26 protein-coding genes and 1 pseudogene are annotated in these 25,677 nt (G+C 62.4%); 19 read left to right on the top strand and 8 right to left on the bottom strand.

The window, feature by feature from the left end; genetic code table 11:
* Window positions 1-251 precede the first annotated feature (251 nt).
* Window positions 252-731, bottom strand: coding sequence for a hypothetical protein (locus RCH11_RS17115; RefSeq protein ID WP_327058231.1), 480 nt, complete (start codon window positions 729-731; stop codon window positions 252-254).
* Between the two features lie 78 nt (window positions 732-809).
* Here RCH11_RS17115 and RCH11_RS17120 point away from each other — a divergent pair, with 78 nt between their 5' ends.
* From RCH11_RS17120 to RCH11_RS17170, 10 genes are all read left to right on the top strand, one after another.
* A complete protein-coding gene (locus RCH11_RS17120) occupies window positions 810-1,526 on the top strand; it encodes a helix-turn-helix domain-containing protein (protein ID WP_327058232.1) in 717 nt (238 codons plus the stop codon).
* Window positions 1,527-1,684: 158 nt separating this feature from the next.
* Window positions 1,685-1,981 carry a WXG100 family type VII secretion target gene (locus RCH11_RS17125; RefSeq protein WP_327058233.1) on the top strand — a complete coding sequence of 99 codons (297 nt, stop codon included), beginning with the start codon at window positions 1,685-1,687 and terminating at the stop codon, window positions 1,979-1,981.
* Between the two features lie 77 nt (window positions 1,982-2,058).
* A complete protein-coding gene (locus tag RCH11_RS17130; RefSeq protein ID WP_327058234.1) occupies window positions 2,059-2,349 on the top strand; it encodes a hypothetical protein in 291 nt (96 codons plus the stop codon).
* 51 nt (window positions 2,350-2,400) lie between these two features.
* Window positions 2,401-3,852, top strand: coding sequence for a putative T7SS-secreted protein (locus RCH11_RS17135; protein WP_327058235.1), 1,452 nt, complete (start codon window positions 2,401-2,403; stop codon window positions 3,850-3,852).
* An 11-nt stretch (window positions 3,853-3,863) separates the two neighbouring features.
* Window positions 3,864-4,445 (top strand): hypothetical protein, encoded by a 582-nt coding sequence (locus tag RCH11_RS17140; RefSeq protein WP_327058236.1) that lies wholly within the window; start codon window positions 3,864-3,866, stop codon window positions 4,443-4,445.
* Window positions 4,442-5,155: a hypothetical protein gene (locus RCH11_RS17145; RefSeq protein WP_327058237.1), complete on the top strand. Its 714-nt coding sequence runs from the start codon at window positions 4,442-4,444 to the stop codon at window positions 5,153-5,155. The genes RCH11_RS17140 and RCH11_RS17145 overlap by 4 nt, the downstream gene beginning before the upstream one ends.
* A gap of 11 nt (window positions 5,156-5,166) precedes the next feature.
* Window positions 5,167-5,955, top strand: coding sequence for a hypothetical protein (locus RCH11_RS17150; RefSeq protein ID WP_327058238.1), 789 nt, complete (start codon window positions 5,167-5,169; stop codon window positions 5,953-5,955).
* Window positions 5,952-10,334, top strand: a complete 4,383-nt coding sequence (locus RCH11_RS17155) for an FtsK/SpoIIIE domain-containing protein (RefSeq protein WP_327058239.1) — start codon at window positions 5,952-5,954, stop codon at window positions 10,332-10,334. The genes RCH11_RS17150 and RCH11_RS17155 overlap by 4 nt, the downstream gene beginning before the upstream one ends.
* The gene (locus RCH11_RS17160; RefSeq protein ID WP_327058240.1) at window positions 10,327-11,433 is read left to right on the top strand and encodes a MinD/ParA family ATP-binding protein; all 1,107 of its coding nucleotides are present in this window, start codon (window positions 10,327-10,329) and stop codon (window positions 11,431-11,433) included. The genes RCH11_RS17155 and RCH11_RS17160 overlap by 8 nt, the downstream gene beginning before the upstream one ends.
* A gap of 862 nt (window positions 11,434-12,295) precedes the next feature.
* On the top strand, window positions 12,296-13,291 hold the full coding sequence (locus RCH11_RS17170; RefSeq protein WP_327058241.1) for a LacI family DNA-binding transcriptional regulator: 996 nt from the start codon (window positions 12,296-12,298) through the stop codon (window positions 13,289-13,291).
* 130 nt (window positions 13,292-13,421) lie between these two features.
* Here the strand turns inward: RCH11_RS17170 and RCH11_RS17175 are convergent, their stop codons facing one another.
* Window positions 13,422-14,099, bottom strand: coding sequence for an MgtC/SapB family protein (locus tag RCH11_RS17175; protein ID WP_327058242.1), 678 nt, complete (start codon window positions 14,097-14,099; stop codon window positions 13,422-13,424).
* A gap of 174 nt (window positions 14,100-14,273) precedes the next feature.
* Here RCH11_RS17175 and RCH11_RS17180 point away from each other — a divergent pair, with 174 nt between their 5' ends.
* The 5 genes from RCH11_RS17180 (at window position 14,274) to RCH11_RS17200 (ending at window position 18,785) form a co-directional block, all read left to right on the top strand.
* A complete protein-coding gene (locus RCH11_RS17180) occupies window positions 14,274-15,176 on the top strand; it encodes a carbohydrate ABC transporter permease (protein WP_327058243.1) in 903 nt (300 codons plus the stop codon).
* Window positions 15,173-16,024, top strand: a complete 852-nt coding sequence (locus RCH11_RS17185) for a carbohydrate ABC transporter permease (protein WP_327058244.1) — start codon at window positions 15,173-15,175, stop codon at window positions 16,022-16,024. Before RCH11_RS17180 ends, RCH11_RS17185 begins: the two co-directional genes overlap by 4 nt.
* Window positions 16,025-16,086: 62 nt before the next feature.
* Window positions 16,087-17,475, top strand: a complete 1,389-nt coding sequence (locus RCH11_RS17190; RefSeq protein ID WP_327058245.1) for an extracellular solute-binding protein — start codon at window positions 16,087-16,089, stop codon at window positions 17,473-17,475.
* Window positions 17,476-17,559: 84 nt separating this feature from the next.
* A complete protein-coding gene (locus RCH11_RS17195) occupies window positions 17,560-18,171 on the top strand; it encodes a heme utilization protein (protein ID WP_327058246.1) in 612 nt (203 codons plus the stop codon).
* Between the two features lie 5 nt (window positions 18,172-18,176).
* Window positions 18,177-18,785: an HAD family hydrolase gene (locus tag RCH11_RS17200; RefSeq protein ID WP_327058247.1), complete on the top strand. Its 609-nt coding sequence runs from the start codon at window positions 18,177-18,179 to the stop codon at window positions 18,783-18,785.
* A 324-nt stretch (window positions 18,786-19,109) separates the two neighbouring features.
* On the opposite strand, the pseudogene RCH11_RS17205 reads toward RCH11_RS17200, so the two are convergent.
* From RCH11_RS17205 to RCH11_RS17215, 3 genes and pseudogenes are all read right to left on the bottom strand, one after another.
* A pseudogene (locus RCH11_RS17205) lies at window positions 19,110-19,454 on the bottom strand (integrase core domain-containing protein); the annotation flags it as partial.
* 232 nt (window positions 19,455-19,686) lie between these two features.
* Window positions 19,687-20,268, bottom strand: a complete 582-nt coding sequence (locus RCH11_RS17210) for a recombinase family protein (RefSeq protein ID WP_327058248.1) — start codon at window positions 20,266-20,268, stop codon at window positions 19,687-19,689.
* Window positions 20,269-20,501: 233 nt separating this feature from the next.
* Window positions 20,502-20,960, bottom strand: a complete 459-nt coding sequence (locus RCH11_RS17215) for a putative immunity protein (RefSeq protein WP_327058249.1) — start codon at window positions 20,958-20,960, stop codon at window positions 20,502-20,504.
* Window positions 20,961-21,455: 495 nt separating this feature from the next.
* On the opposite strand from RCH11_RS17215, the gene RCH11_RS17220 reads away from it, so the two are divergent.
* The gene (locus RCH11_RS17220; RefSeq protein ID WP_327058250.1) at window positions 21,456-21,941 is read left to right on the top strand and encodes a GNAT family N-acetyltransferase; all 486 of its coding nucleotides are present in this window, start codon (window positions 21,456-21,458) and stop codon (window positions 21,939-21,941) included.
* 20 nt (window positions 21,942-21,961) lie between these two features.
* On the opposite strand, the gene RCH11_RS17225 is transcribed toward RCH11_RS17220, so the two are convergent.
* From RCH11_RS17225 to RCH11_RS17235, 3 genes are all read right to left on the bottom strand, one after another.
* Entirely contained in the window at window positions 21,962-22,204 is a 243-nt protein-coding gene (locus RCH11_RS17225; protein ID WP_327058251.1) for an integrase core domain-containing protein, read from the bottom strand.
* A 282-nt stretch (window positions 22,205-22,486) separates the two neighbouring features.
* Window positions 22,487-23,710 (bottom strand): IS110 family transposase, encoded by a 1,224-nt coding sequence (locus tag RCH11_RS17230; protein ID WP_327058252.1) that lies wholly within the window; start codon window positions 23,708-23,710, stop codon window positions 22,487-22,489.
* Window positions 23,711-23,982: 272 nt separating this feature from the next.
* On the bottom strand, window positions 23,983-24,303 hold the full coding sequence (locus RCH11_RS17235) for an IS3 family transposase (protein WP_327058253.1): 321 nt from the start codon (window positions 24,301-24,303) through the stop codon (window positions 23,983-23,985).
* Window positions 24,304-24,363: 60 nt separating this feature from the next.
* On the opposite strand from RCH11_RS17235, the gene RCH11_RS17240 reads away from it, so the two are divergent.
* The 3 genes from RCH11_RS17240 to msuE all read left to right on the top strand — a co-directional run bounded on the left by RCH11_RS17240 (window position 24,364) and on the right by msuE (window position 25,677).
* On the top strand, window positions 24,364-24,765 hold the full coding sequence (locus RCH11_RS17240; RefSeq protein ID WP_327058254.1) for a hypothetical protein: 402 nt from the start codon (window positions 24,364-24,366) through the stop codon (window positions 24,763-24,765).
* The gene (locus RCH11_RS17245; protein WP_327058255.1) at window positions 24,765-24,980 is read left to right on the top strand and encodes a hypothetical protein; all 216 of its coding nucleotides are present in this window, start codon (window positions 24,765-24,767) and stop codon (window positions 24,978-24,980) included. Before RCH11_RS17240 ends, RCH11_RS17245 begins: the two co-directional genes overlap by 1 nt.
* Before the next feature lie 79 nt (window positions 24,981-25,059).
* Window positions 25,060-25,677 carry an FMN reductase gene (msuE, locus tag RCH11_RS17250; RefSeq protein WP_327058256.1) on the top strand — a complete coding sequence of 206 codons (618 nt, stop codon included), beginning with the start codon at window positions 25,060-25,062 and terminating at the stop codon, window positions 25,675-25,677.

Consider the following 25,677-nt stretch of genomic DNA (forward strand, 5'->3'; position numbering starts at 1 on the left):
GCGTCGGCACGCGCAGTTGTCAGGCGAATTGCAACCAGATCCGTCCCGTTGGCCGTTCCGCTTACCGGCGGCCGCATCGGTCGAAAAGTGGTCTCGAGCAGGCTCTTGAGACGTCACCAAATCGTGTCCGGTGGTCGTCACGCTTACGGCCATACGATCGGGTCGCGACGTTTTTCGGGCTGTCCTTTTCGGATGAACGGACCTGTGATGCGACAGTTTCGCCTCAATCTCCGTAGCCGGCACCCCCGGGGTCAGCGGAATGGGAGTGGGATATGTTCCGGGTAGTTCCATTCCAGTTCGAGGCGGTGGCCTTGCGTTGTTTCGGGAACGACGGAAGTGATCTCGTTTGCGATACCTTTCCGGATGAAGTCGAGAGTGCTGTGATCGGGAGCGACTGCGTGCAGGGTCAGTTCCTGGCCGGTGTCGGTGAGCAGTATTGCTCCAATCCCCGGGATTATCAAAATCGACTCCGTGTCGGAGAAGGGTACTTTTTGAACCGGTCGAACTTGTTCCTTACGACGTTTACCCACAGGGGCGAATCGACGAAAGCGGTCGGGAGAGAAAGAGCCATCATCTAAAGAAGCATGATCAACGACATGCTGGTGATCGTGAAGCGCTCGATTGTGGAGCGGGAGCGCCTCGAGCGCAAACGGTACGAGCGAGCATTTTGGCGACGGGGTGAACTTGTCGTGAACATCGCGCCACATCATTGGCGTGCGCTTTGTAGCCATCCGTGCGTCCTCATTCGGGGGTCATAGTTGGATCCAGTGTGCAATTCACGGGGGTCGTGATTGTGAGGGGGAAGACGTATGGCACATCGTCAGTTGAGGTCGGATACGCCTGCGGCGAAGAAGATCCTCGCCCTCGGATTGTCCGATCGGCTCGAAGAATTATGCGCGGAACTGCTGGTGCCCGAGCGGTTTGCCGGAGCGGGAGAGTATTCGGACTGGCTACTTGAGCGGTATCGAGAGATTGTGCCATCGGTGCTTCCTGATGCGATCCGCTCGATGGAATCTGGCGATCGGATCAACCCCGCAAGCCTTGAGACCATCCGCAATTCGGCGCGAACGATGCACGATTCCCTGGTGCCCCTGTCCGTCGTGCTGCGCGGAAGTGTCCCCGCCCTTCGCGTGTTCGGCGCAGTGGTCCACGCCCGGGAGACTCGTCTGAGCCCCCGAGATATCACTGTATTGATGGGGAGGGCTGCTCTCATAGCAGGTGAGCTCGGAGCGTGTTGGGCTGAGACTTGGGCGGATGCCCGAGGCTCGGAATCTGGCCGACGAGCGGTGCGGGATGGTCAGCCTGTTGACTTTGTCGCGGTGCCTGGCACGGTGGATAGTCCCGTGCTCGAGATGTTGGCCCTCGTCGCAACCGGGCACTCCAATGAACAGATCGCCGCGGCAACCGACTACAGCCCGCAGGCTGTCAAGTGGCATCTCGCGCGACTGATGCGGTTGTGGAATATCGACACGCGCGCGTCTCTTGTGGCTGTGGCGCTGGTGCGCGGCGTGCTCACCGCGCGATAGGGAAGAGCTCTCCCCACGGCGGCACGCAGATTTTGGCCCCGTTGACCGATCGGCTAACGAACCGCATACCCCCCCCGTCCGGGGGCAGATTGCTTCGTAGGGTTGAGGTGTCTTCCGCTCATTGCGAAAGGCATCACCTCAATCAGTAGGAGCAGATCATGGCGAACCTGAATGTCACATACGGCGATATGCGCGACTCCGCGACCCGCCTCAACAACGGAGAGCAGGACATCGAGACCAAACTGCGCGAGCTCAAAAGCCTCGTCGACGGCCTCATCAGCGGCGGCTACGTCACCGACAAGTCCTCGGTTGCCTTCGGCACCTCGTACCAGGACTTCAACGAAGGCGCGACTAAGACCATTCACGGGCTCGAGGGGATGAGCCACTACCTGACCGCTGCGGCCGACGCGCTAGAGAGCACGGACTCTGAGCTCGCCAAAGCGCTGTCCAAATAATCACCTCGGCTCGGCGCCGGTCCTTCGCTTAGGTGGAGGTCCGGCACCGAGCCCGTCGACCGAATGGAATTGTTCCGATGGCAAATCTGATTGTGACAAGCGCTTTACTTGTGGAATCTGCGGAAAAACTTGCATCCATCAGACAGGAGTTCGACCACACCGACGATCACGCCGGGGCCGATCCGTCCATCTGGGGGCAGAGCGCCCTCGAGTCCGCGATGGAACAGTTTGCCGGGGACTGGGGCATACACCGCGCGAAGATCTCCACCGCGGTCGGCGAACTGCACACGAAGCTGGAGGACATGACTGCCGGGTGGAACGACACCGAACAGAAGTTGTCCGACAGCCTGACAACCGAAAAAGTATGACCGACCCGTCGGCCACCCGCTCATCATCCGCACGCTCCGAAAGGCTTGAAGATGTCCGCACGTCCCGGAAACTGGCAGCTCCTCGACCACAGCAAAGACCCGGTCGGTGGTGACCCTGCCCGCATTGCCGAACTCACCGCTTATTACGCGACGATGGCCGACACAATCAACAGTGAGGCTGCGATCCTGAGGAAGATCGGCGATGGTGACACTAGCCAGCTCAAGGGCGAGTCCGCCGATGCCGTTCGTGAGCGCAGTCGCACCGTCGCCAGTTCCCTCACCCAGGCGTCCGGCCGGTATTCCGCCGTCGGGGCAGCCCTGCGGGTGTACCAGCCTCAGCTGGAAGAGGCCCGGAGGGAGTCAGCGAAAGCCCTCGCGGATGCTGAGGCGGCCGAGAGCTCCCGGGCTACGGCTACCGCTCTCGCCGATCCGAGCGCCAACCGTCCGAAAGACGCTCCCCCTCTGACCGACCAGGAGAACGTAGACATCAGCAGACGCTCGAACGCCATCACGGCCGCGGGTGACGCCTCGGCAGCTGCGCGAGCGCGCCTCGACAACGCCCTTGCCGCCCTCAACGATGCGGGCAAGACGGCGTCGAGTGTGATCCGGGCGGCTTGGCACGACGGACTCACGGATACCCTCGGTTACAAGATCAAGGAATTCTTCAAGAAGCTGCTGAAGTTGATCGTCAAAATTTTTATGTGGATCGGGGTCGCCCTAGCCGTACTCGCCTTCTTCATCCCTGGCCTTGGGGCTCTCGCCCTTGCCGGTGCGATCGTCGCAGGGATTTCCCTTGCCGCATCCACCGCCCTCGCCGCGATAGGAGAGGGATCGTGGCTCGACGTGATCCTCGGCACGGTCAGCGTTTTGCTCCTCGGAGCCGGGGTGCTCATCGCAAAGATCGTGCAGACGACCCACGGTGCGCTGCTCGGCAAGATCGTGACGGTGAGTACGAAGGGCAAACCGAACACTGCGCTCCCGAGAGTCGTTGAGGGACTACCGAAAGTGCAGAAGGTCGTCGCGGCGGTGAAGGCAGAGCGAATCCGCGTGTTCCAGGGAACCTTGGGCCCTGTGCAGCGGTCGCAAGCGAACATCCGCACGATGGCCCTAGACAAAGGACTCAAGAACCTTCGGGCGTCTTCCTCAGCCAAGATCGAGAAGGTCGGTGCCGATTTCAAACTCAAACCACAGTTCTGGAATGTGCGCCACCCTGACTATTTCACCAATGACGTCGCGAAGGTGAAAGACGTCATAAAGGGAGATTACAAATGGGATCGCTTGCTCTCTGTTGATCGGGCGCTCAAGTACAAGGAACTCCAGGGAGTGATGCAGGCCGGCTACAGTGTCGGGAGCAAGTCGCAGCCGTTTTGGCACTTCGCCAACGGGGGACGTGTCGTTGCCGGTTGGGGACTTCTCGTTCACAAGGTCGGCTCCTACCCGCCGAGCCCGTACCACGATGCCGTCTCGGCAACGAAGGCGACGCTCACAACTCCGAAGATATGACCAGGCCTGGCGTGACATCGTGGTCGCTTGACCTTTCGCTCCCCGACTGGCTTGAGGTACCGACCGAGCCGTTCGACATTGATTTGTGGCGCGCGAGCGTCACTGATGTTTTCGAGCTGCTGGTCACGTTCGACGCGCAGCTCGACAGGGCGATCATTCTTCCGGGTCCGCTCCTCGACGTGAGCGCCGCGCTGGACCTGCTTCTTGAGTTCTCCCGGTCGCTTCCGACCGGGGTTCACCTCGTCGCCGGACTCACCGTCCCCGGTCGCTGGCCGCTTCCGGTGATAGTCGAGGTGTCCGAGACTGCCGAGGATCCGGTCGACCTGCTCGATACGGTCGGGGCGCGCAGCGATGACGCAATAGAACTCCCGATCGTTGAGTACCTCCCTGATCACCTCGGCGACGGTATCCGCGTCACCCGCTTTGATCTTGACGAGGCCGGGGTGCTCTGGGCGACGGTAACCTGCGCTCGACGTGGTGATGGGGCCGACACCGTCCTGACTTGGCGGACCACAGATCTTGAACTGGTTGCACTTTTCTCAGCAGACCTGGAAACCCTGATGGAGGGTGTTCGGATCGGGATGAACGCATGATCGAAAACGAACTCGCCAATGCTCCCGGCGTGGGTGCGGAACCTCAAGCGTCGTTCCTAATGATTCTGCCTCCAGGCTGGGTGCGGCTTCCGGTTCGGGACGAGCACGCCGACGAACTGCAGGTCCTCATCGAGGGAATCGTTGCTGAGACGCTTCCCTCGTCTCTCCCGCGGGACAGCACCGAACCGTGGCGCGGAGAGCTGCGCAAGCGCTTCCGCGGCGTTGTACGGGAGGCGCAGCAGGCAGGGGCGACGGCGGTTTATTTCCCCACTCAGGCGGTGAACGGCCTGGTCGTCCCGGCATCACTCATCGAGTCGGAGATCGAGGACGACGGTCTCGAAAGCGCCGACATGTTCCTCGAATCGCTCATGCAGGACGCTGATTCCAGTGCGACACAAGAAACGGTCGACGGCGCTCCGGCGGTGCGAACGGTGAGCGCAAGAACGCGGCTTCAGGTTGATGGCGACTGGCCTGAGGTCACCAATCGGCAGGTGGTTTACACGATCAGGGTTCCTCACCGCGAGGGTCGCTGGATCTTGATGTCGTTCTCCGCCGTCTCGAGCGACAGCGTAAGCGCACTGCTCTCTGACGCTCTCGTGCTGCTATTCGACGCACTTATGACGACGTTCCGCTGGACGGACGTGCCCGGCTCCGACTACAGCGCGCTCGAACTTCGGCTGCAGAACATCAACAGCCACGGCTACGAGTGAGGAGCGCTACCATGTTCTTCCGTCGCCGCCGTGTCGTCATACCCGAGGTCCGAGTGTCTCATCACGATGCCGCCGCTTCGGCCGCAGCCGCTCGGCTGCTCGGCGCGCTCGTGGCTCTGTGCGCGGAGCACGAGGCGAGCTACCCTGCGATCATCAGCCTGCAGCACGTCAACGGGTACGTCCGCCTTCAACTTGCTACCCCCGCGCAGAACGCTCCAGCACCCTGGGTGGCCTCCGCCGATGGATGCTCGTGGCATCGACATGACGAACGGTTCAAGGTATCCACACGGCCCGATTCTTCGGGGTTGGCTCCGTCGTCCGGCCTTGTCGCCATTGGCCTTGCGGATCGACCAACAATGCTTGTTGATCTGGTTCGAGCACGCGGTCTCGTCGGCCTTGACGGGCAAAGAGCAGCGCGCCCCGAGATCGCTTACCGCTGGATGGATGAATATTCCCGCGCACCGTGGTCGAGGGTACGAATTGTGGCTCTCGTTGACCTACCAGAGCTCTCCTCCGCCCTGACGGTGACCATGACAATCCGCAACCTCATCACCGCAATCGAAAGCGGATCTCCCGGGCTCGCATTCGTCCGCACCCTTCCGGCCGGTATGGACGGCATCGACCTCCGCCGTGCGCTCAAGTCTCCGGCCGGTTGCTGGGCGGTCGTGGTCCTGGACGATACGGAGTTCGCGCGCTGGACATTTCTCGCAGCAGCAAATGGATCAGTCACAAGCGACGTGTTCCCGCCAGATCCCATTGTGATCGCCGCTGAGGCTCCCGCCATCGAGAGGACACGATGAGGGTCGTCATAACCACTGTGCTCGGCGAGCTCCAACGGGATGTCTTGGTCGATGCGGAGCCGGAGACTCCGATGCACGAAGTCGTCGCAACGATACGCTTGCGTCTTGGGGCGCCGAAGGTGGCCGAGCACGGATCTGCGACACTCGCCGAAAGCGGCCTAACGGATGGCGCGGTACTGAGCTTCGGATCTGTACCCGCAACTGCTGTGCCGGCCGAGGGGCAAGCCGAGATTCGGTTCGTACAAGGCCCGGGCAGTGGTCGAATCGAGCCGCTACTTGTCGGCCAAACGCTCTGGGCGCTCGGCGCAGGCGGCGGGGCCGAATCGGAGGCGGCAGTTGACGACGGGGCAGCCGTCGCGGCGTTCTTCCTCGATGCCTCCGGCGAGCTGACGGTTCGGGCGGTCGGCGACAACACTCTGGTCTGGCTCGAACAGACCATGGTCTTAGCCGATCCGGTTGATCTTGCCTTTGGCGCGCAGTTGCGAATCGGGGCGACCGTTCTCGAGGTGCACCCAATCGTTCGCGGCGACGCCGAACTGATCCCCGCAGACGGTGGAGGCTGGCTGGACTACAACCGTCCCCCCCGCCTGCTTCCCCCCGTCGCAATGAACCGTTTCCGGCTTCCGGCACCACCACCGCCACCTACTCGTAACCCGATGCCGTGGCTGACCGCCGCGATCCCGGCTCTGCTCGGTATCTCGATGGCTGTGCTCCTCAAGCAACCGTTCTACCTGTTGTTCGCGCTGATGTCGCCGGTAATGATGATCGGATCGAACATCTCTGCCCGCCGGTCAGGCAAAAAGAGCCATAGAAACCAGCTCGCCGAACATCGGGTGACGATCGCGAGTATCACAGCAGAGGTCACAGCGGCCGTCCTCGTGGAGCAGCGCAGACGTCGCTCCTCAACCCCGGATGCAGCCGAGCTCTTCACCACGGCCATCGCACCGACTCGGCGATTGTGGGAACGACGGAGCACGGATCCGGATCACCTCCTCATTCGAGTCGGAACCGCCGATCAGGCGAGCCGGGTAGAAATCGAAGATCTCTCGCAGCTCGAACATCGCCGCAAATCTACCGGCATGAACCACGCAGTGCCGGTCACCTTGTCGATCGCGGACGCCGGTGTCATCGGCGTGGCCGGTCAAGGCGACTTCGCGCGGGACGTCGGCTGTTGGGTAGTCGGCCAGCTCGCCATCATGCAAAGCCCGCGCGACTTGCAGCTTTGTATCCTCGGAGCCGCAAATACTGCGCGCCACTGGCACTGGGCACGGTGGTTACCACACCTCCAACCCTCCCTCGGGCAGGACGCGCTCAATCTGACGGGCTTCGATACCGAGACCGTGGGGCGACGTGTCGCCGAACTCGGGCAGCTGGTGAGCGAGCGGACCGCGACAGCATCGACCCCCGGATCCCGGTCGACCAGATTCATTCCCGACGTCCTCGTCGTCCTCGACGGGGCTCGGCGGCTTCGCGCCCTCCCGGGTATCGTCGCCCTGCTCCGAGACGGTCCGGCCGTCGGCGTACATATGCTGTGCCTCGACGCGGAGGAGCGTCAACTTCCGGAGGAGTGCACCGCCGTTATCGTCAAGCGCGCAGCGGGCACTCTGCTATTTCGGCAGCACGGCGTCGAGAACATCGACTACGTACAGCAGGACACCGTGGCAGCGCAGTGGTTCGAAAGCATCGCCCGAAACCTCGCGCCGCTTCGCGACGTAAGTCAGTCCGATAGCGACAGCCTGCTCCCGGAGGCCGCGAACCTACTCGAAGTCCTCGATCTTGCTTCGCCGAGCGGGGACTCGATCCGTTCGCGCTGGGCATCGGGAGGCAGATCGACCGAGGCGGTCATCGGCGTCTCCCTCGACGGACCGTTCTCGATCGACATCGTTCGGGACGGACCGCACGGCCTCATCGCGGGCACGACCGGATCGGGTAAATCCGAGTTCCTGCAAACCCTCGTGGCCTCTCTCGCCGTGGCGAATCGACCGGAGTCGATGACCTTCGTCCTCATCGACTACAAAGGAGGAGCGGCGTTCAGTGAATGCGCAGACCTCCCGCACACTGTCGGAATGGTCACCGACCTCGACAGCCATCTTGTTCAGCGTGCACTCAACTCGCTGCGGGCCGAGCTGCTCCGGCGCGAGGAACTTCTTGGGAGGGTCGGCGCGAAAGACCTCGATGCCTACTACGCTCACCTCGCGGTGGCCGGAGGAGAGGGTCTCCCGCGACTTGCCATCGTCATCGACGAGTTCGCCGCGATGGCGAAGGAACTTCCGGACTTCGTGACGGGGCTGATCGGTATCGCCCAGCGCGGCCGCTCTCTCGGGGTGCATCTCGTGATGGCGACGCAGCGGCCCTCCGGGGTGATCTCCCCCGAGATCCGGGCAAACACCAACCTTCGGGTCGCTCTTCGAATGACCGACGCCGGCGAAAGCTCGGATGTGATCGATGTGCCGGATGCCGCCCGAATCGCCAAGGGAACCCCCGGCCGCGCCTACGCACGGCTCGGTCACGCCTCAATCATCCCGTTCCAGACGGCACGCATCGGGGGGACGGTGAAATTGCGAGGTCAGCTGACCAGGCGGCTACCATTCGTCGAGGTTCTCAGCGGTGCCCAGTTCTCCCGCCCGGCACCGCAGCCACCGGTCGCAGCATCCGTTTTATCCACAGCGACCGAGCTCTCGATGCTTGTCACCGCGATCCGTGAAGCGAGCAAGAGTCTCGGGATCCCCGTCCAACACAGCCCCTGGCTACCAGCGTTGCGGGCCTCGGTACCGCTGGACTCTCTCGGCGCTGGTTCGGAGGACCGCATCGTTTGGGCACGCGAAGATTTGCCCGCACGCCAGCAGCAGCGAGACGCGGCGCTCGACCTCACGAAGTTTGGGCACCTTTATATTGTCGGTGCGCCAGGTTCGGGCAGGTCCCAGGCCCTGCGCACGATCGCTGCGAGTGCCGCCGAGGCGGCATCGACGGCAGAGCTTCATCTCTACGGAATCGACTGCGGTAACGGCGCGCTTGCGAGCCTCGCCGCGCTCCCACAGTGCGGCGCCGTCGCCCAGCGAAATCAGATCGAGCGGGCCTCAAGGCTCATCTTTCGGCTTCAAGCGGAGGTTCTGCGGCGGCACGAGTTACTCGGGGCGGCCAATCACGCGAACATCACGGAGCAGCGCGAATCGAGTGTGACCTCCGAACGTCTCCCGCGCATTCTGGTGCTCATCGATCGTTGGGAGAACTTCCTGACTACGCTCGGCGAGGTTGACAGCGGGGCACTTCTCGACGTGGTCTACTCGTTACTTCGGGATGGGGCGAGCGCCGGCGTCCACCTCGTCATCGCGGGCGATCGCAGTCTCCTCAGCAGCCGGATGAGCGTCCTCACGGACGACAAAGTGATTCTGCGGCTGACCGATCGGCTCGATTACAGCCTCGGCGACCTCAATCACAAGACCATCCCGGCAGAGATCCCACCCGGACGCGGTTTTCGGGCTGGTAGCGCAACTGAACTGCAGATCGCCCTGCTCGGCGATGACCCGTCCGGGAAAGCGCAGGCCAACGCCGTCCGACGGCTCGGCGAACGGCTTGTCACACGGGATGCCGCGATCCCGAGCACGGCACGTCCGTTTCGTGTCGATGATCTTCCCGCCGTTCTCGACCTCGACGAGGCCCTTCAACTCGCCGAGCACGAATCGACCGGGCCGATGTGGGCACTCCTCGGTGTCGGCGGTGATCAACTGATGGCCAACGGGATGGATCTCGAGCACGACGCTCCAACCTTCGTGATCGCCGGTCCCTCCCGCTCTGGCCGAAGCACACTGCTTGGGGTAATGGCGCACTCACTTCTCCGGTCTGGGGCGGAGCTCGTCATCGCAGCCCCGCGATCCAGTCCACTTCGCGCCTACGACGGGCTCAGCGGCGTTCGCGCGGTATTCACCAATGCCGACCTCACAGAAGCCCAACTTGCACCTCACCTCGATCCCGACGGCACGCCGGTCGTCTTCATTGTCGATGACGGAGAGATGCTGATGGATGTCCCGGCGAAAGCGTGGCTGCGTGGATTCATCCGCAGTGCGGGAGATAACCGCCGCGGCCTCATCCTCGGCGGCAATTCGACTGAGCTCTGCGCCGGGTTCTCCGGCTGGCAGGTCGACGTGAAGAAGAATCGCCGCGGAGCGCTTCTCTCACCGCAGAACACAGTCGATGGTGACCTTGTCGGAGCGCGGATCGCTCGATCGATGGTCTCCCCGAAGGTCGTCCCCGGGAGAGCACTGGTGCATTTCGGCAACGGCGAGTTCGTCACCCTGCAGGTGCCGCTTCGCGCGACGCCGACACCGGGGCCACGTACCGATCCGACGCCTATGACTGAAATGGAGCACCACCATGTCTGAGCCAACAACACCGCTCACCTACTCGGTCACCTCTCGAGTGTCACCCTTCGCGCCACGGGGGGCAGTAACCGACGAAACACAGAAAGACGATGGGGCGACCTGCCCTGTCTCAACGTTCCCAGCTGCGGGGGTGATGCCCGTCGTTGCAGCGGACTCGCCGGTGTCTCGAGTACGCGAACCCGGGCTGATGGCAACTCTCGATCGGCCAGCTCCTGCACGAACAGGAGTGCGCGGGATACTCGGAAGCCTCGGGATCCGCATCAGTCCAGGCCGAGCTGAGCAAGCAAAGCGCGACGCGGATCAGCGACTGATCTTGGACGAGGAGATCATCCGCCAGGCCACCTGGACCCGGGCGATCAGCATCCTGGTGGCTAACAGCAAGGGCGGGGTTGGCAAAACACCGGTCGCCCTCATGCTTGCCGGCACTCTCGCCTCGGTGCGCGGAGGGTCCGTCTGCGTGCTGGAGGTTTCAGACGATCCCGGCGCACTTAATTTCCGTGCGGAAGGCAGCCCGAACCTCGGTCTGGGGGAACTCGTCTCGGCCGTCTCGACGGTCTTCACCGCGGGCCAGCTCGCGGGATATACCGCCCCGCAAACCTCGTTCGCATCGGTCATCGGGTCGGTCGGCACTCGTCCGCCGCTCACCCGTACCGATGTGGCCGCTGTCTCGGCAGTCATCGACTCGTTTTACGCCATCCGCGTGATGGACAGCGGAAACCAGTCGAGTTCCTCCGCCTTCGAGGGGGCAGTTGAAACTGCCGACGCGCTGGTCATCCCGGTTCTGAACTCCGGGGATGCCGTCTTCGAGGCGCTCGCGCTGCTTGAGCGCCTGCGGAAAGAGGGCGGGCAGTCCGCCGGTCTCGCCGACCGCGCCATCATCCTGCGGCTCACAGACGGCCGGCCGGAGCATCCTCAGGTCATGGAAAGACTCGACCGCATCCTCGCCGGGGCGGGTGTCGCGCAGGTATTCTCGGTTCCATACGATGCCCACATCGCCGAGCGCGGGCAACTCACCCTCGGGCGACTCGACCCCGCGACCTACCGCGTACTCGCCGCGGCCGCGGCGACCATCGTGAGCTCGGTACGAGTGCTGATGTAACGGATAAACGGGAGCCCTGGGCTGAGCCGCGCGTGCCATCGGGAAGCATTTAATGGCCTCCCAAAGGTCGTTGTCGTTGGTCGGTTTCAGCCAGCCTTTCCGGATGAACCGCAGCGAGTGCCGTGAGGTAGTCGATGCCGATACCGACGGTCGTTATTTCACCGAAATGGTCGGCAACTGACTAAGAGATTGCGCGGATAGGTGATGGTGTGGTGGTGAGGTGGAACAGGTACAAGCCCTGTTAAACACGGATTGTTCAAGATTCGTGATTCACTAGGAGTGCTTGTGCCTGCTGTTCCATCTTTCCTCATCGAACCCATCTGGGACCAGTTCCAGTAACTCATTCCGGAGCATCGTGATGTGCACCCTTTGGGCTGTCACCAACCGAGGATGGCGAAACGGACACGAGGATCAACAGGCTCAACTCGGCTCATCCCTCAAACATCGAGCCAGAACAGTCAGAACCGATCACCGCAGGAATATCAAAGAACTATTGACCCAGAACCGTCAGGGATGACCTGAGACATTACACACAAGGCGACCTTAGTCCCCACCCGCAGGAGGCTCTGTTTCTCTGTGGTCTCTCCTTGCGGGCTGTCTCGGTGCCGGCCAGTCATGGCGAAACGGCGGTGAGGGGAATTGAATGGACACTGCTCAGAGGGACGTGACTGATTTCGAGTAATCGATCCCGGAAAATAGCGGAGTATTGAAAAAAGCAGGCAGATCCCCTCCAGTGGGCCGCACTGTACCCCTAATCGAACGTTCGCCGTATAGTCGAAAAGGAACGTTCCCGGCTTCTGTCCCGGTGAGCGGGGAGGGCCACATACTGATGGGAAAACCGCGTTCGAGGGTCCCCACTATCGTGGACGTCGCTGTCGAGGCCGCCGTGTCCAAATCTGCGGTATCGAGAGCATTGCTCGGGCAGGGCGACGTGAGTCCCGAGACCAGAATCAGAATCGAGGAGGCGGCCAAAAAGTTGGGCTACGTCGCGAATGCCATGGCCCGCGGCATGCGTACTCCCACTCGAACACTCGGGCTGGTACTGCGCGACGTGAAGCGGCCCTACTACGCCTGGATGCAATCGGCGATGCAGCAGGCGGCCGAGTCGCGCGGCTTTCAGCTCGTCACGATGACGAGTACGGAAGAGCTAGAGGTCCCCGATGCCCTTCGCGCGCTCCGCGGTCTTATTTCTCTGCAGGTCGACGGCCTCGTGATCGCGTCGGCTCGGCTCCCTTCCGAAGAGATCGTGCCGTTCATCGATCGAGTCCCGATTGTCGTTGCAGGTCGGCGCGAGACGAGCGTCGGCATCACGAGCATCTTCTGTGACGATGCCGACGGCGGTCGGGTGCTGGCCGAACATCTGCTCACTCTCGGACATCGCCGAGTGGCCGTGATCCTTGTCGACAGCAACTATTCGCTCAGTCAGAACGCCAGAGGCGTGGCGATGATCGATGCTGTGCGGGCAGCCGGAGCGGAGGCGGTGGTGTGGGAGGTCATCGCGGATTTCGATGCGGCGACGGTCGTGGCGACCCAGCTCGAAGGCTCGGGCGTCAGCGCGATCATGTGCCCGACCGATTCTGCGGCGGTGGATGTCCTGAGTGTGCTTCGCGAGCGTGGACAGTCAGCTCCGGAGGACTATTCGATCACCGGCTACGACGGGATCGGGCCGCTCGATACGCCGTATCTTGGCCTGACGACCTTTCGTCAGCCGGTCGAAGAGATCGGGCGAACCTCCATCAGTCTCCTCATCGACAGAATTGAAGGTCGCAGCACGCATGACAGCCTGGTGGCGCTGCGGGGATCGGTCATCTTCGGTCGAACAGCCACAACGGCCCGCTCGCGTGCTGTAGTCGAGTGAGGCATCAGTCATCGGTTTCTGCCGGCCACCATCGACTCGATGTCACCTTCGGGTCGAGGCTGAGCCGTTGAACGGCGTCTGCAGCCGATTTTTGCTCCCCGCTCGGACGAAGAAATGCCTGCCAGCACCTTCATCTGTGAACTCTTGCCTGGCCGAACATCGAGCGATCGTCAGGTGAACTCGGGGAGGTCGACAGCCTGAAGGCGAGTGCTTGCAAGCGCTGCTCGCTTTTGTCGCTCGTGACTACCTCGAGCAGATAGTCGATCGGCAACTCGATATCGTCGGGTTCTTGCGGAAGTCCGCCGCGCGCTCTCCGACTCACGTACCGGCTGCAGGAACGCAGCAGGGTATTGGTGGCGACGATGGCGGCGCATCCAATGAGCGCCAACATGAGCATCCCGGCACCTGCGAGCGATCCGATGGCTGCGGCACACCACAGGCTTGCGGTAATGGTGAGACCCCGGATGTTGAAACCGTCCCGCAGGATGACGCTGGCCCCGAGGAAGCCGATGCGGGAAACGATCTGCGCCGCGACACGTGCGGGATCAGCGCTGGATCCCTGAATACCGATGGGACCGAGGACCACGAAGAGCACGGAACCCACCGAGACCAGTGCGTTCGTGCGTATTCCCGCGGTGCGCAGTCGCCATTGGCGCTCGAGACCGATGGCGGCACCGAGCGCGATCGGCACCATGATGCGGAGGGAGATATTGAGCAGCAGGATCGGGTTCACATCGAGATCAATTACGAATTTTCCTTCCGACTCCCAGGGGACGAGAGCAATTCGCGAGACCGGGAACGTTCCCAAAAATATGAGCCTTTGGGGGATAATGCAAGACCGGAACCGATCGATACGCGTCATGAGGGCCCGCCGCGTTTACGTGAACGTTGCAGTTGAGATGCTTGCTGTCCATGTCGCTATCTGATAATTTCATTCTCGCCCGGGAACGTTCCCGCAAAGAGGCGGGCAAAGGAGTCGAAAATGGCGAAAGTCGCGAGACGTGGCACCCGAGGGTGGCGACAGCGAGGCATCGGGCCGTGGCTCATCGTGCCCGCGCTCATCCTGCTGCTTATCTTCGTGTTCCGTCCCTTGTTCAGAACTCTGCAACTCAGTGGATACGCCAGCGACATTCTGGGAAATCCGACGCGTTGGGTGGGATTCGGCAACTACATCCAGCTACTGACAAGCCCCGATTTCATGCAGACGGTTGTCGTCTCGATCGTCATTGCGCTACTCGGGATGGCTCTCGCGACCGTCGGTGCGCTGGCTGCTGTTCTGCTGCTGCGCGGAAAGCTCCTCGGCTCCGGCGTCTTCAACGTGATCTTCTCCCTGCCGTTCGCCTATTCGGCAGCGACGGCCTCTGCTGTATTCGCCGGCCTGTTCGCGCCGACTGTCGGGATACTGAATACCCTTCTCGCTGGCTTCGGAGTGGACGGCCCCCAGTGGCTTCAGGATCCGATACCCGCCATCTGGGCCATCGCGATCTCCACCGGGTGGTACGAGTTCGGCTTCGCGTTCCTCGTGCTGACCGCAGCCATCCGAGACATTCCCTCGGAAGTGATCGAGGCCGCACAACTGGATGGCAGCGGAGCCTTCAATCTGGCCGGCCGAATCCTGATCCCGATGATGCAGCCGAGTATTCTCTTCCTGACCGTCACCCAGACCATCACAGGGCTGCAGACTTTCGCACAGATCCAGGTGCTCACCCGTGGTGGCCCGGCAGGTGCCACCACCAACTTCGTGTACCGGCTCTATCAACTCGCATTCGGCAACGGGACCCCCGACTTCGGGCGGGCGTCCGTCGTCGCCGTCGTGCTGATCCTGATCGTCGCGGCGATCACCGCTCTTCAGTTCCGACTCTTCGGTAAGGAGAGGGCAGCATGACCGCCAATACCGTCACCCGAAAGTCCCGTCGATTCCCCCGATTCGGCACAGTTCTCCAATTCCTGGTTGTGTTGGTCGTCGCCGCCGGCATCTTCCTGCCGGTGTATCTCTCTTTCGTTAGCGCATTCACGAACAACGGATCTTTCGCTCGCGATGGTCTGTTCCCGGGCCTCGACCAGTTCGCTCTTGGCAACTTCCGTGAGGCCGTCACTTCTATCCCACTGGTTCAGGAGTACCTGGTGAGCGTTGGCGTTGTCACCCTTCAGACTGCGGCACAGATTGTCACGGGCGCACTCGCCGCCTACGCGCTGGTCTTTCCGAAGTGGCGGGGCCGCAGGATCATTTTCGCCCTGGTTCTCGTCACCCTGGCCATTCCGGGCGAGAGCCTGGTGATTCCGAATTACGAACTCGTGAGTCAGTTCGGCCTCCGAAACACGATTCTCGGGGTCGCCGTTCCCTTTCTTGCAGCCGGCTACCCGATCTTCCTGATGCGTCAGGCCTTCGCCGCCGTTCCGATTGAGATCTGGGAAGCGGCCCGCCTTGACGGCTCTGGCGACATCCGTACTCTCTTCACAGTGATCATGCCCAGCTGCCGGCCTCAGGTCACCACGGCGGTGATCTGGTCGGCGCTAGCAGCGTGGAACGGATTCTTCTGGCCGCTTTTGATTACCGACACCGCGGCAGCGCGCACGATCCAGGTGGGAATCTCCCAGCTGGCCACGTCCGAATCGAGCACGCCTTCGGTGATCTTCGCCGGCGCGATTCTCGTCGTCCTTCCCACGATCGCTCTCGTGATCGGGGCTCAACGCTTTCTTATCAACGGCTTGAGCCGCGGCACTCTCCGCTAGTGCCTCGGTACCGCACCACCCTCCGTCCCGCACCACATTCACGACAATCCAAAGGAAGCACAATGAAGACCAAGATCCTCCCTGTCCTCGCGGCGGTCGCGCTGGTGGCGTCACTTGTAGCGTGCAGTTCACCGTCGAGCGCATCGAAGACCGCGTCGACTGACTCGGGCTCCTCGGCCCCCGGACCGTCGGCGCTGAAAGATGCGAAGGGCGTTACCGAGATCACAATCTGGCATGGCCTCGGCGCGGCAAACGGCATCGCGTTTCAGGCTGCCATCGACGACTTCAATACGCGAAACGCGAAAAAGATCCATGTCACCGCCACTTACCAGGGCGCCTATGTCGATCTCTTGGCGAAGTACACCGCGGCCGTGCGCAGCAGTTCCGCCCCAACGGTTCTCCTTGCCGGTGACATCGCAACCGGCTATCTGAAAGATGTGAAGCAGAGCATTCCCGCGGCGGCCATGGCCAAGGCCAACTCCGACATCAAACTCACCGATCTTGCGGCGGCGGCGCGCAACTATTATGCGATCGACGGCGTGCAGCAGGCAGTACCGATGAACGTCAGCACGCCGATGCTATGGGTCAACCGCGACATCTTGCGACAGGCCGGCATCAGCGACACCGAGCCACTCCACACCCTGGATGAGGTGGTCGCAGCGGCGAAGAAGATCAAGTCCACCACAGGGCTCGCCGGGTTCAGCATGCCCGACGACGACTGGTACGTCGAGCAACTCACGGCAACGGCAGGACAGAGCTTCTGCACTCCAGACAACGGGCGCACGGGCAAGACCCCTGCCACCATCACGATCAACTCTGGGCTGGCCAAGACGAATATCACCAAGATCGCCAACCTCTATCGCTCCGGCGTCGCGGTCGACGGCGGTGCGGATGGCAATGCGGCGATCTCCACCTTCCAGGCCGGAAAGGTCGGAATTGTTCTGCAAGGCTCGGGGATCCTCGGCGCTCTGAAGAAGGGCCAGAAGTTCGGCTACCAAGCTCTCCCCTTCCCGACCTCTGGACCGAAGGCGAAATCCGGCAACATCATCGGCGGCTCGGCACTGTGGTTGAACGCAAAGGCGACTAAAGCGCAGCAGGTCGCCGGGTGGAAGTTAGAGGCGTACCTCACCTCTACCGCAACGCAGGAGACGTTCAGCCACGCGACCGGGTATGTACCGATCAACGTAAAGGTGGCCGACTCCGCGACACAGAAGGCTTTCCTGTCGGCGAATCCGGACTCGCAGGCTTTCGTCAATCAGCTGAGCAACACGCCGGTCGTCACCGCGACAGCCGGCTGCGTCTCCGGGGCGATGACGGCCATTCGGGCCGGGAACATCAGCCAGCTCCAGGCGGCTTTCTCTGGACGGAAGTCGGTCGATGATGCCCTCGACGCGGCGGTAGCCTCCGCGAAGGACGCCCTGGGCCAGTACAAAGCGCAACTCGGCGAGTAGACCGGCCCGCACCTTCGCAATCATCAGGTGGGAGTCGTCGGCCGTGAGACGGCGGCTCCCACCCCTTACACAGAGAGTTTGACCTTGACCGACATCCGATACGGAATCTTCCTTCGCCCCGACGCCGCAACCTGCTGGAATGTCACGCAGGTGACATTGGCCCTCGAGCGGCAGTTCGGGCTGGTCTCCGCAGGCGCCTTCCCGCCGCATGCGACCCTGATCGGAAACCTCGCAACCGACGCGAGCGAGAATCATCTCGCGGCGGCACTCGAGACCGTCTTCACGGGCCTTCGCCGCTTTCCGGTCTACAACTCCGGAATCGTGCGCACCGTCGGCTATCACTACGACGTCAATCTTGACGAGTTGGGACTCCTGCCCAACGAGCCCCTCAATCGAGTAGCGCGTGCGGTAAAAGAAACCGTGCTTCCCCTGTCCGTTCCGGTCGAAGATTTCATCGTCACGCCCGTCGCTGACTATGAGTTCTCCGGACATCTCGGCCTGGCGAGCCACGAGCTCGCCGTCGACGAGTCGCTGGCCAACCAGATCGGGGAGTTCCTCGAGGGCCTGCCCGTCGAACCCGCGCCGGCGTCTTTCGACGCTTGCTGGTACTCCCTCTTCGAGTTTCGCTCCGACTGGAGTGGGCGATGGTGGGAAGGGATGACCTGGCGTCATGTGCGTTCCTGGGGGGCCGAGTGAACTCGGTGGCGCCGCGGATTGTGATCTTCGACCTTGGCGAGGTTCTCGCAACACCCTCTGCGCTCTACGAGTCATTCGCCGAGCGGATCGCCCACGAATCCCAGGCCGTCGAAGCGTCATATTGGCAACATCGCGGTGACTACGATCGCGGCGGAAGTTCGACTGCATTCTGGACAGCCGTGCTCGAGGGCATTGGCGTCCCGGCAACGCGGCAGTCCCTCGAAGACCTGACTCAGATCGACACGATCGCCTGGACAACCATCCGGCCTGACGCTTTCGACCTCCTACGTCGTCTCTCCGACGTCGGCCACCGAGTTGGCGTCCTATCCAACGCCACTATCGAGATGGCGGGCGCCGCAAGGCGCACTGACTGGGGGCGGTTCGTCACGGATTGGTTCTTCTCTTCAGAACTCGGAATCGCCAAGCCGGATGCGCGGATCTACCGCTACGTCACCGAAAGGATCGCCCTTCCCGCCAGTTCGATCATGTTCATCGACGACCGTCAGGTTAACGTCGATGCGGCGCTCGCGGCCGGCTGGAACGCCCACCTCTGGACCTCACCGGATGAGACGATGAATCTTCTCGCCGAACTTGGGCTGATCGACGCAGTCTGACCGGACTGGCGACAACAGGCCCATCCGGAGCCGAACCTGATTCGGAAACTTCAGCCCTAATCTTCGCCCTTCAGAATGGTATTCCGCAGGCTACCAATGACGTCGGCACGGGGAACCGCCGCCTGAGCGAGCGCCTTGGCGACGCCAGGCGATTTTGTACTCAAGCTGCGGTTTCTACGTCCGATAGGTGGCCGCGCAGATACACAACTGCAAGTTGACCACGGAACGATACCTCGCCCACGGCCTGGAGGACCTTCATTCTTTTGTCCTCTGGAGACTTCTGGGCCAAACCGTCGTATGCGATGTCGACACCCTCGCTCCTGCTCACAAGAGAATCTGGTTCAAGAGGGCATTTGAATCCCCCCGGCGTGTCAAAGTCTGTTTAATTTGAGAGCTCGGCTGATTGCCGGCTCTCGTTTCGTTTGACCGGCCGCCGCCGCGTGGTCCACTTTCAATGTCGTTAGTTCCTAACGCAACACCCTCTCGTTCTCTCTCCTTCAGCTCCGCGATAGCTTCGGCAGCGAAGGCTGCTGGCGCTCTCATCCCGAGTCCGCAACGGGGCTGGAGATCGTTGTACTGATCAAGCCACACGTTGTTCACGACCCGGGCTTCGGTCAGGGTCCGGAACATCTCCCCGTTCAGGAGCTCGTCCCTCATGGACCCGTTGGACCGCTCGCCGTATCAGTTCTGCTACGGGGACGCCCTACGGATGATGAACCGTCCCGGGTTTTGTGCCGCGTTTTTTCTGGTGGAAAGACAGGATTCAGGCAGAGAAAGTGCCCGGTGGAGGTTCCGCTTGTGACATGGCTTGATCATCGGAATGACTGGTGCCGGTCCTTCGGCTCGGCTGTCCCGTTGCTGAGTTGCTTGGCTCGGCAACGGGTGTCGGCGTGTGTGTGCTTCAGCGGTCGACTGATTGTCGTTGGACGGTCCGGTACACGGTGGAGCGAGCGACGTTAAACAGCTCAGCGAGCTCGCTCGTGGAATGCGTACCCGCGCGGTGCACTTCCATCAGGTGACGTTGCTGAGCCGTCGACAGTTTCGGTTGCTTGCCGCGGAGATGGCCTTTCGCTTTGGCCACTTGCATTCCCTTTCGGGTTCGTGCACGGATGAGGTCGGATTCGAACTCTGCCACCATCGCGAGAACGTTGAACAGCAGTCGCCCGACCGGGTCGGTCGGATCGTGGACGGATCCGCCGATGCTGAGTTTGACACCTTTGACGGTGAGCTCGTCGATGATGTCTTTCGCATCCCGCAGGGAGCGAGCCAGCCGGTCGAGTTTGGCAACCACAAGGGTGTCGCCGTTCCGGCACGCGGCCAGGGCTTCTCGGAGTCCTGGTCGTGCTCGGTTAGTGCCGGTGAGTCCGTGGTCGGTGTAGATCAGGTTCGATCGAACGCCGAGGGCTTCCAAGGCGTTTCGTTGGGCGGTCAGATCTTGCTCGTTCGTGGACACGCGTGCGTATCCGATCAGGAATTCATTCATAACCGAAACGGTGCTCGTCGGCCGATGGAGACCGCAAGAATACGCCCGTAAGCGGCCCCCACCCGGGCACCCGTCCGAAGCCGCGAACCCCGACAATTGGCCACTCCTCAAGGACCGAATTTCGCGTCCGGTGGTCGTCCCGCTTGCGGGCATGGTCGAACGCCATCCAGGAGCCGGCGAGGCCGCACCAGTGGTAGCGATTTCCTAGCCCGCCCGCCAAGGCATCGGTAGTGCTATAAGCCCTTGGGGAAGCCGATGGTGCGCAGCTCGGGATCCAGGTTCTCCCACTGCCAGGTGCGTTCGGTTTTGCGATCGGCCTCACCGGTCCCGTGGAGCCCGATTGCTTTCGCGGCGTAGCTGGCCGCGTGCGGTGCGTGGTCGAACATGTGGGCGACGGCCGCAGCTTGTCCAGCGGCACGCGCTGCGGCAACGGCATCCGGTGCCCCCGCTTCGGTCGCATCGCGGGCCGCAGCATGCGCCGCGAAGGCGGCGGTACGACAAGCTGTCATGGGAAGTTCGTCCCGCTCCCAGGCCTGCAGGGATTCGATCGCAGCTCGCGGACGCCCGTCGTCCGGCCGTCGTTCCTCAAACACAGACAGGGCACGCTCCGCGCACATCGCAGCCCAGCGTGCGATCGCCCGATGGACCGGTGGCTGAGGGTTCGCCCACTTCTCCTTCGATGATTCGGTCATACCGCCATCCAACCAAGAATCGGAGGAGGGAACATCAGTCGCCGTATAGTTGTGCTCGAATGAGTTGAGCGCATGCAATGGTGTTGGCCCGGTGAGCGTTTCGCTTACGGGCGATCTGCGGCGTTGCTCTGTCTCGTAACCAAAGTGTCTCGAAATGCATGCGATCCAAGACGGCGCCGCCTGTAACTGCGCCGCCGAGCGGTCACAAAACGCCGCCAATTAATGATTAAACCCACCCGGTCGCCGCTGGCCTGCGCCGACCTGGTGCTAAACGATCGTCCCGGAGCTCCTGCGGGTGCTTCGCTAATCAGCCGTTCACAAACGTGTCGAAACTGCTGTCCACCGGACTGCCCAGAATCAAAGACCAGGAATCGGTTTAAAATCAGGAGGCGTTTTGACACCTTTTTAGGGCAATGTGGGAAGTCACCAAGGGCGGGTGCTAGCCATCGCCGGTCGGAGGGTCCTTCTACGTGTTTAGGACCAGACTGGTGCCCAATGATCATCCATACAGAACGAGCCACCCTTGAGCCGATCTCTGCCGAGCTTGCGCGGCGAATCATCGCTCGAGACGAGAAGGACGGTGACGCGTGGCATCCGGAGTACCCCTTCGCAGACGAGCTCGGCCCGCTTCGTGAACTTGCCGAATCGACCGGCGCAGATCCTCTCTTCGCCATGTACCTCATCCGCAATCAAGATGGACTGGCGATCGGCGGGTTCGGGTTTCGCGGACCGCCCGATACTTTCGGATCCATCGAGTTCGGGTACGGCCTCGTCAAGGCTGCTCGAGGCGTCGGACTCGCTACGGAGGCGGTTACTGCTGCCCTCCAAATGGCCGCAGCGAATGGGGCCCTGCGGGCAATCGCGAACACCGACATCGCAAACGTCGCCTCCCAGCGCGTCCTCGAGAAGTCAGGTCTCTCTGAAACGCGACGAAGCAGTTCAAAGGTGTACTTCGAACGCAAACTTGATACCGGCGCTTGACCCCTGATCTTTGACACGGTTCATGCGGCTTTTTGAAGGTCCGCGGTCCGGTTTGAGTATTGCAGTTCGAAGTTGACTGGGCTGACCTGCCCGAGCGAGGCGTGCCGGAGCCATAGGTTGTAGCGGTCCTCGATCCATGCGCCGATTTCGATTCGCGCCCGATTTCTGGTTGGCCAGACGCGTCGGTCGTAGAACTCGGTCTTCAACGTGGCGAAGGACGATTCGGCCATCGCGTTATCCCAGCAGATGGCGGTGTATCCCATCGACCGCGTGAGGCCGTTTTCGTCGGCGAGTGCGGCGATCCTGTTTTGGGGGGTACTGCGTGCCCCGGTCCGTGTGGAACACGCCTGTCTCGGGTAGTTTCCCACGGAGGGTGATTGCCATCTTCAGGGCGTCCTCGACGAGGTCGGCGCGCATGTGCTCATCGAGCGCCATGTTAGATCACCCGCCGGGAGTGCGCGTCGATGACGGTGGCCAAATACAGCCACCCTTCCCTGGCTTGAATCCAAGTGGTGCGCAGATAGACATCCCACGTGAGTGGGTTGTCAAGCGACGAGGAGTTTTGGGACGGTTTCGAGGCTTGTCCAGGCTGCGTTTTCGTCCCAGGACTGGTCGTGGGCGAGGCACCACCAGAGGCGGCCGAGGAGCTTGTTCGCGAGGTTTCGGAGGGCGGCGTTGTGGTAGTCGCCGGCGGCGCGGCGGCGGTCGTAGTGGGCTCGTGCCCCGGGTGAGCGGGTGATGGCGTTTAAGGCCCACCAGTGGCAGGCGTCGGCAAGTCGCTTGTTGCGGACCTTCCTTGCTTTGACGTAGTGGGATTTGCCGGATGCTCGGGTGATAGGAGCGGTGCCGGCGAAGGCCCGCAGTCCCGAGGCCGTCGTGAACCTGGTTGGGTCGTCGCCGATCTCAGCGAGAACTCGTGCCCCGAGAACCGTGCCGAGACCGGGGATGTTCTGCACGATCCGTGCCGAGGGCATGACGCGGAAGGCCTCGTCGAGGGCGTGCTCGAGCGCCTCGACGGAGGCTTGCATCGTCACGATGATGGCAATGAGTCCCTGGACGGTGACGACGAGGGCGTTTTCGACGGGAGCGGGCTGACGAATTCCCGGTGCCGTGAGAGCTGCCCTAATTTTGTCGGCGAGCCCGACACGATTTCCACGCCCAGATCGGCGGAGCAGGGTGATCGTTTTCGCGTTGGTGAGCTTCTGCGCTGTTGCCGGTGATGGAAGCGCGGCGAGGAACGTGTGGGCTGCGTTATGGCTCAAGTTCGGGAAAGCGTCCAGGGCTTGTGGGTAGAACTCCAGCAACACGGAGCGGAGGCGGGATTGGGTTTGGTGCAGTGCCCAGATCGCTTCCTGGTGTTGACGTGCGAGCGCTTTGAGTCCTTTCGAACCATCGCTGAGCTGGGGTAGCTGCCGGTGCATGTGCTGGTCGGTTCTGAGGATGCTCGCGAGAACGAACGCGTCTCCTGGGTCGGACTTACCACCGGACTGGGAGTGCCGCTCCCGATACCGGGCGCACGCTCGCGGGTTGATCGGATAGACCGTGACGCCAGCTGCCTGCAGGCCGACGACGACAAGATTTTTGTCTGTCTCGATCGCGACCGGGACCTGGGTGGGGTCGCCGGCATGTTCGGTCAGGAGAGCGATCAGCGTAGTGAAGCCTGCCGCGTCGGTACTGATACGCCGGTGGATGATGATGTGCCCGTCGTCGCCAACGAGAGTGACGTCGTGGTGTTTCTCTGCCCAGTCGATGCCGCAGGTGATTGTCATGCTGTCCCTTCCGATCAGATTAATGTCGAGCCCGGAGGAACGAGCAGCAACCTAATGGAAAGCACTCGATGGTGCAGCATCTCACTAGCCGTCGGGTTCCCTGCAACTGGCAGGGCCACCGTCTACATTGAGGCCTCAACGGGCCAGCTTGATCAGATGAGAGGACACCCGCCAGCGGCTCTCACTACTCATTCTGGCCACGCGGGCCGGTGAAATCTCAGTGGACACCCGCCAGTCGCAGATCGAAGGAACCGGGCCCCTCGACCTACCCATTAGGTGATGTCACCCACCCAGACCTGGTTCAGCGCCCCGGTGGCCCACTCCCGTTTCACCGCGTCGACCGGGTAGGCGTCGGCGCTGTTGACGACCGTGGTTGTCCGCCACCGTTTCGGGCAGAGGCCCTTGATCCCCAGCCGTCGGATGCTTTTCGCGACCGTTTTGCGGGAAATGATCTCGCCGTCTTCGCGCAGGTCGGCGAAGATCTTCGGAGATTCGGACACCTCGTCGGAGTCGCCATGGAACAAGACCACTTTCTGCTTGATCCGTTCGTTTCGGACAGCGCGGTCATAGTGACTGCCTCGCGGGTCCAGCACCTCGCCGCGTAGCTCGCTCGGCAGCTCAAGCTCCCGCCGTCTGCCGATGGGGCCGTCGCCGTGCTGCAGAGCACCAACATCGATCCGCCCCCCTGGTCGCCGACGACCGCCCGCGATATCAGCGCGTGGGCTTCGCGCGGTGGGATGCTGCTGGAAATCCGGGATCGTCTGTTCACCTGTGCGGGCGCCTCGCGCTTCACCGGAACCCGCGGCGACACCATCGTCATCGAGTCCGTCGATGGCTCTGTGTTTCCGGCGGATGGGGAGTTTCTGACCCGCTTCGTGTCACGCTTGGAGCGTCATCCTGCCGCCGGGATCGAACTGGATGCACGCCTCGACTATCACGACGAGAAGGGTCAGCGCTGGCCGCTCGTCACCATCTACTCCGAGCAACTCGGCGCGACGACGGCAGATCCGGCCATCCGGCTTCCGCTCGAATGGCAGCGCTGGCTCTCCGCCTGATGAATCGGACACACGAACAGGAATCAGAGGTGCAGGTGGTCGAGGCGAACACCGGCATCCATCGGGTGGAACGCAGAAGCGGGGTGATCGGCTTCGTCCAGCACAGCGGCGAGCGGTCCGTCAGCCTCATCGGTCCGGTGTTCAACACCTCCATCGAGGTGGAGCGGAGCCTGACCATGGGATCCGCTGTGGCCGAGGCTCGGCGCAACTCCTGAGGATGACACGGTTCGTTATGCGGCGTCACGAACCGTCACGCGAGTTGTCAGTGGGCGGCGCGCTGCCCAGACTCGTCGTATGAGCGAGCTGGAAACGACACCCCACGTCAGGTCGGTGGTCGGCGTGAGCGGGAGTCCGACCCGTCCGTCGCGCACCACTGCCCTGATCGCCGAGGTCGCGGAGACCTACGCGACGATCCTCGGAGCCACAGCAACAATCATCGAGCTGGCGCCGCTGCTCGGCCAGCTCGGCCAGGGTCCGTTCCGCAGCGATATCGGCCCTGATGCCCGGGCTGCCCTCGAAGTCGTCGAGCAGGCGGACCTCATCGTCGTCGGTTCCCCCGCGTACCGCGCCACGTACACCGGTCTCTTCAAGTTGTTCTTCGACCATGTCGGCCAGTACGCGCTCATCGATAAGCCGATCGTCCTGACCGCGACCGGCGGGAGCGACCGGCACGCTCTCCTGGTGGAGCATCAGATGCGACCGCTGTTCGGGTTCTTTCAATCGCTCACCCTGCCGCTCGGAATCTTCGCCAGCGAGAACGACTTCGTCGACTACCGTGTCGCGTCGGACGAACTGCGCTCCCGCATCGACCTCACCGTTCGACGCACACTCCCGTTGCTCGCCGCCCACCGGCAGCTTGACGCGCGCGCTGAGGCGGCAACGCCGGAGTTCGCCCGGCCTGACGCCTTCTAG

The sequence above is a fragment of the Glaciihabitans sp. GrIS 2.15 genome (assembly GCF_035984695.1).
Classification (GTDB): Bacteria; Actinomycetota; Actinomycetes; order Actinomycetales; family Microbacteriaceae; genus Lacisediminihabitans.

What these genes read in the sequence shown, in the direction of transcription:
- RCH11_RS17120 (WP_327058232.1), top strand. Translation starts at nt 810, where the DNA reads ATGGCACATCGTCAGTTGAGGTCGGATACGCCTGCGGCGAAGAAGATC.
- RCH11_RS17150 (WP_327058238.1), top strand. Translation starts at nt 5,167, where the DNA reads ATGTTCTTCCGTCGCCGCCGTGTCGTCATACCCGAGGTCCGAGTGTCT.
- RCH11_RS17160 (WP_327058240.1), top strand. Translation starts at nt 10,327, where the DNA reads ATGTCTGAGCCAACAACACCGCTCACCTACTCGGTCACCTCTCGAGTG.
- RCH11_RS17190 (WP_327058245.1), top strand. Translation starts at nt 16,087, where the DNA reads ATGAAGACCAAGATCCTCCCTGTCCTCGCGGCGGTCGCGCTGGTGGCG.
- RCH11_RS17220 (WP_327058250.1), top strand. Translation starts at nt 21,456, where the DNA reads ATGATCATCCATACAGAACGAGCCACCCTTGAGCCGATCTCTGCCGAG.
- RCH11_RS17210 (WP_327058248.1), bottom strand. Translation starts at nt 20,268, where the DNA reads ATGAATGAATTCCTGATCGGATACGCACGCGTGTCCACGAACGAGCAA.
- msuE (WP_327058256.1), top strand. Translation starts at nt 25,060, where the DNA reads ATGAGCGAGCTGGAAACGACACCCCACGTCAGGTCGGTGGTCGGCGTG.
- RCH11_RS17230 (WP_327058252.1), bottom strand. Translation starts at nt 23,710, where the DNA reads ATGACAATCACCTGCGGCATCGACTGGGCAGAGAAACACCACGACGTC.
- RCH11_RS17145 (WP_327058237.1), top strand. Translation starts at nt 4,442, where the DNA reads ATGATCGAAAACGAACTCGCCAATGCTCCCGGCGTGGGTGCGGAACCT.
- RCH11_RS17125 (WP_327058233.1), top strand. Translation starts at nt 1,685, where the DNA reads ATGGCGAACCTGAATGTCACATACGGCGATATGCGCGACTCCGCGACC.
- RCH11_RS17115 (WP_327058231.1), bottom strand. Translation starts at nt 731, where the DNA reads ATGGCTACAAAGCGCACGCCAATGATGTGGCGCGATGTTCACGACAAG.
- RCH11_RS17215 (WP_327058249.1), bottom strand. Translation starts at nt 20,960, where the DNA reads ATGACCGAATCATCGAAGGAGAAGTGGGCGAACCCTCAGCCACCGGTC.
- RCH11_RS17180 (WP_327058243.1), top strand. Translation starts at nt 14,274, where the DNA reads ATGGCGAAAGTCGCGAGACGTGGCACCCGAGGGTGGCGACAGCGAGGC.
- RCH11_RS17225 (WP_327058251.1), bottom strand. Translation starts at nt 22,204, where the DNA reads ATGGGATACACCGCCATCTGCTGGGATAACGCGATGGCCGAATCGTCC.
- RCH11_RS17155 (WP_327058239.1), top strand. Translation starts at nt 5,952, where the DNA reads ATGAGGGTCGTCATAACCACTGTGCTCGGCGAGCTCCAACGGGATGTC.
- RCH11_RS17245 (WP_327058255.1), top strand. Translation starts at nt 24,765, where the DNA reads ATGAATCGGACACACGAACAGGAATCAGAGGTGCAGGTGGTCGAGGCG.
- RCH11_RS17130 (WP_327058234.1), top strand. Translation starts at nt 2,059, where the DNA reads ATGGCAAATCTGATTGTGACAAGCGCTTTACTTGTGGAATCTGCGGAA.
- RCH11_RS17135 (WP_327058235.1), top strand. Translation starts at nt 2,401, where the DNA reads ATGTCCGCACGTCCCGGAAACTGGCAGCTCCTCGACCACAGCAAAGAC.
- RCH11_RS17185 (WP_327058244.1), top strand. Translation starts at nt 15,173, where the DNA reads ATGACCGCCAATACCGTCACCCGAAAGTCCCGTCGATTCCCCCGATTC.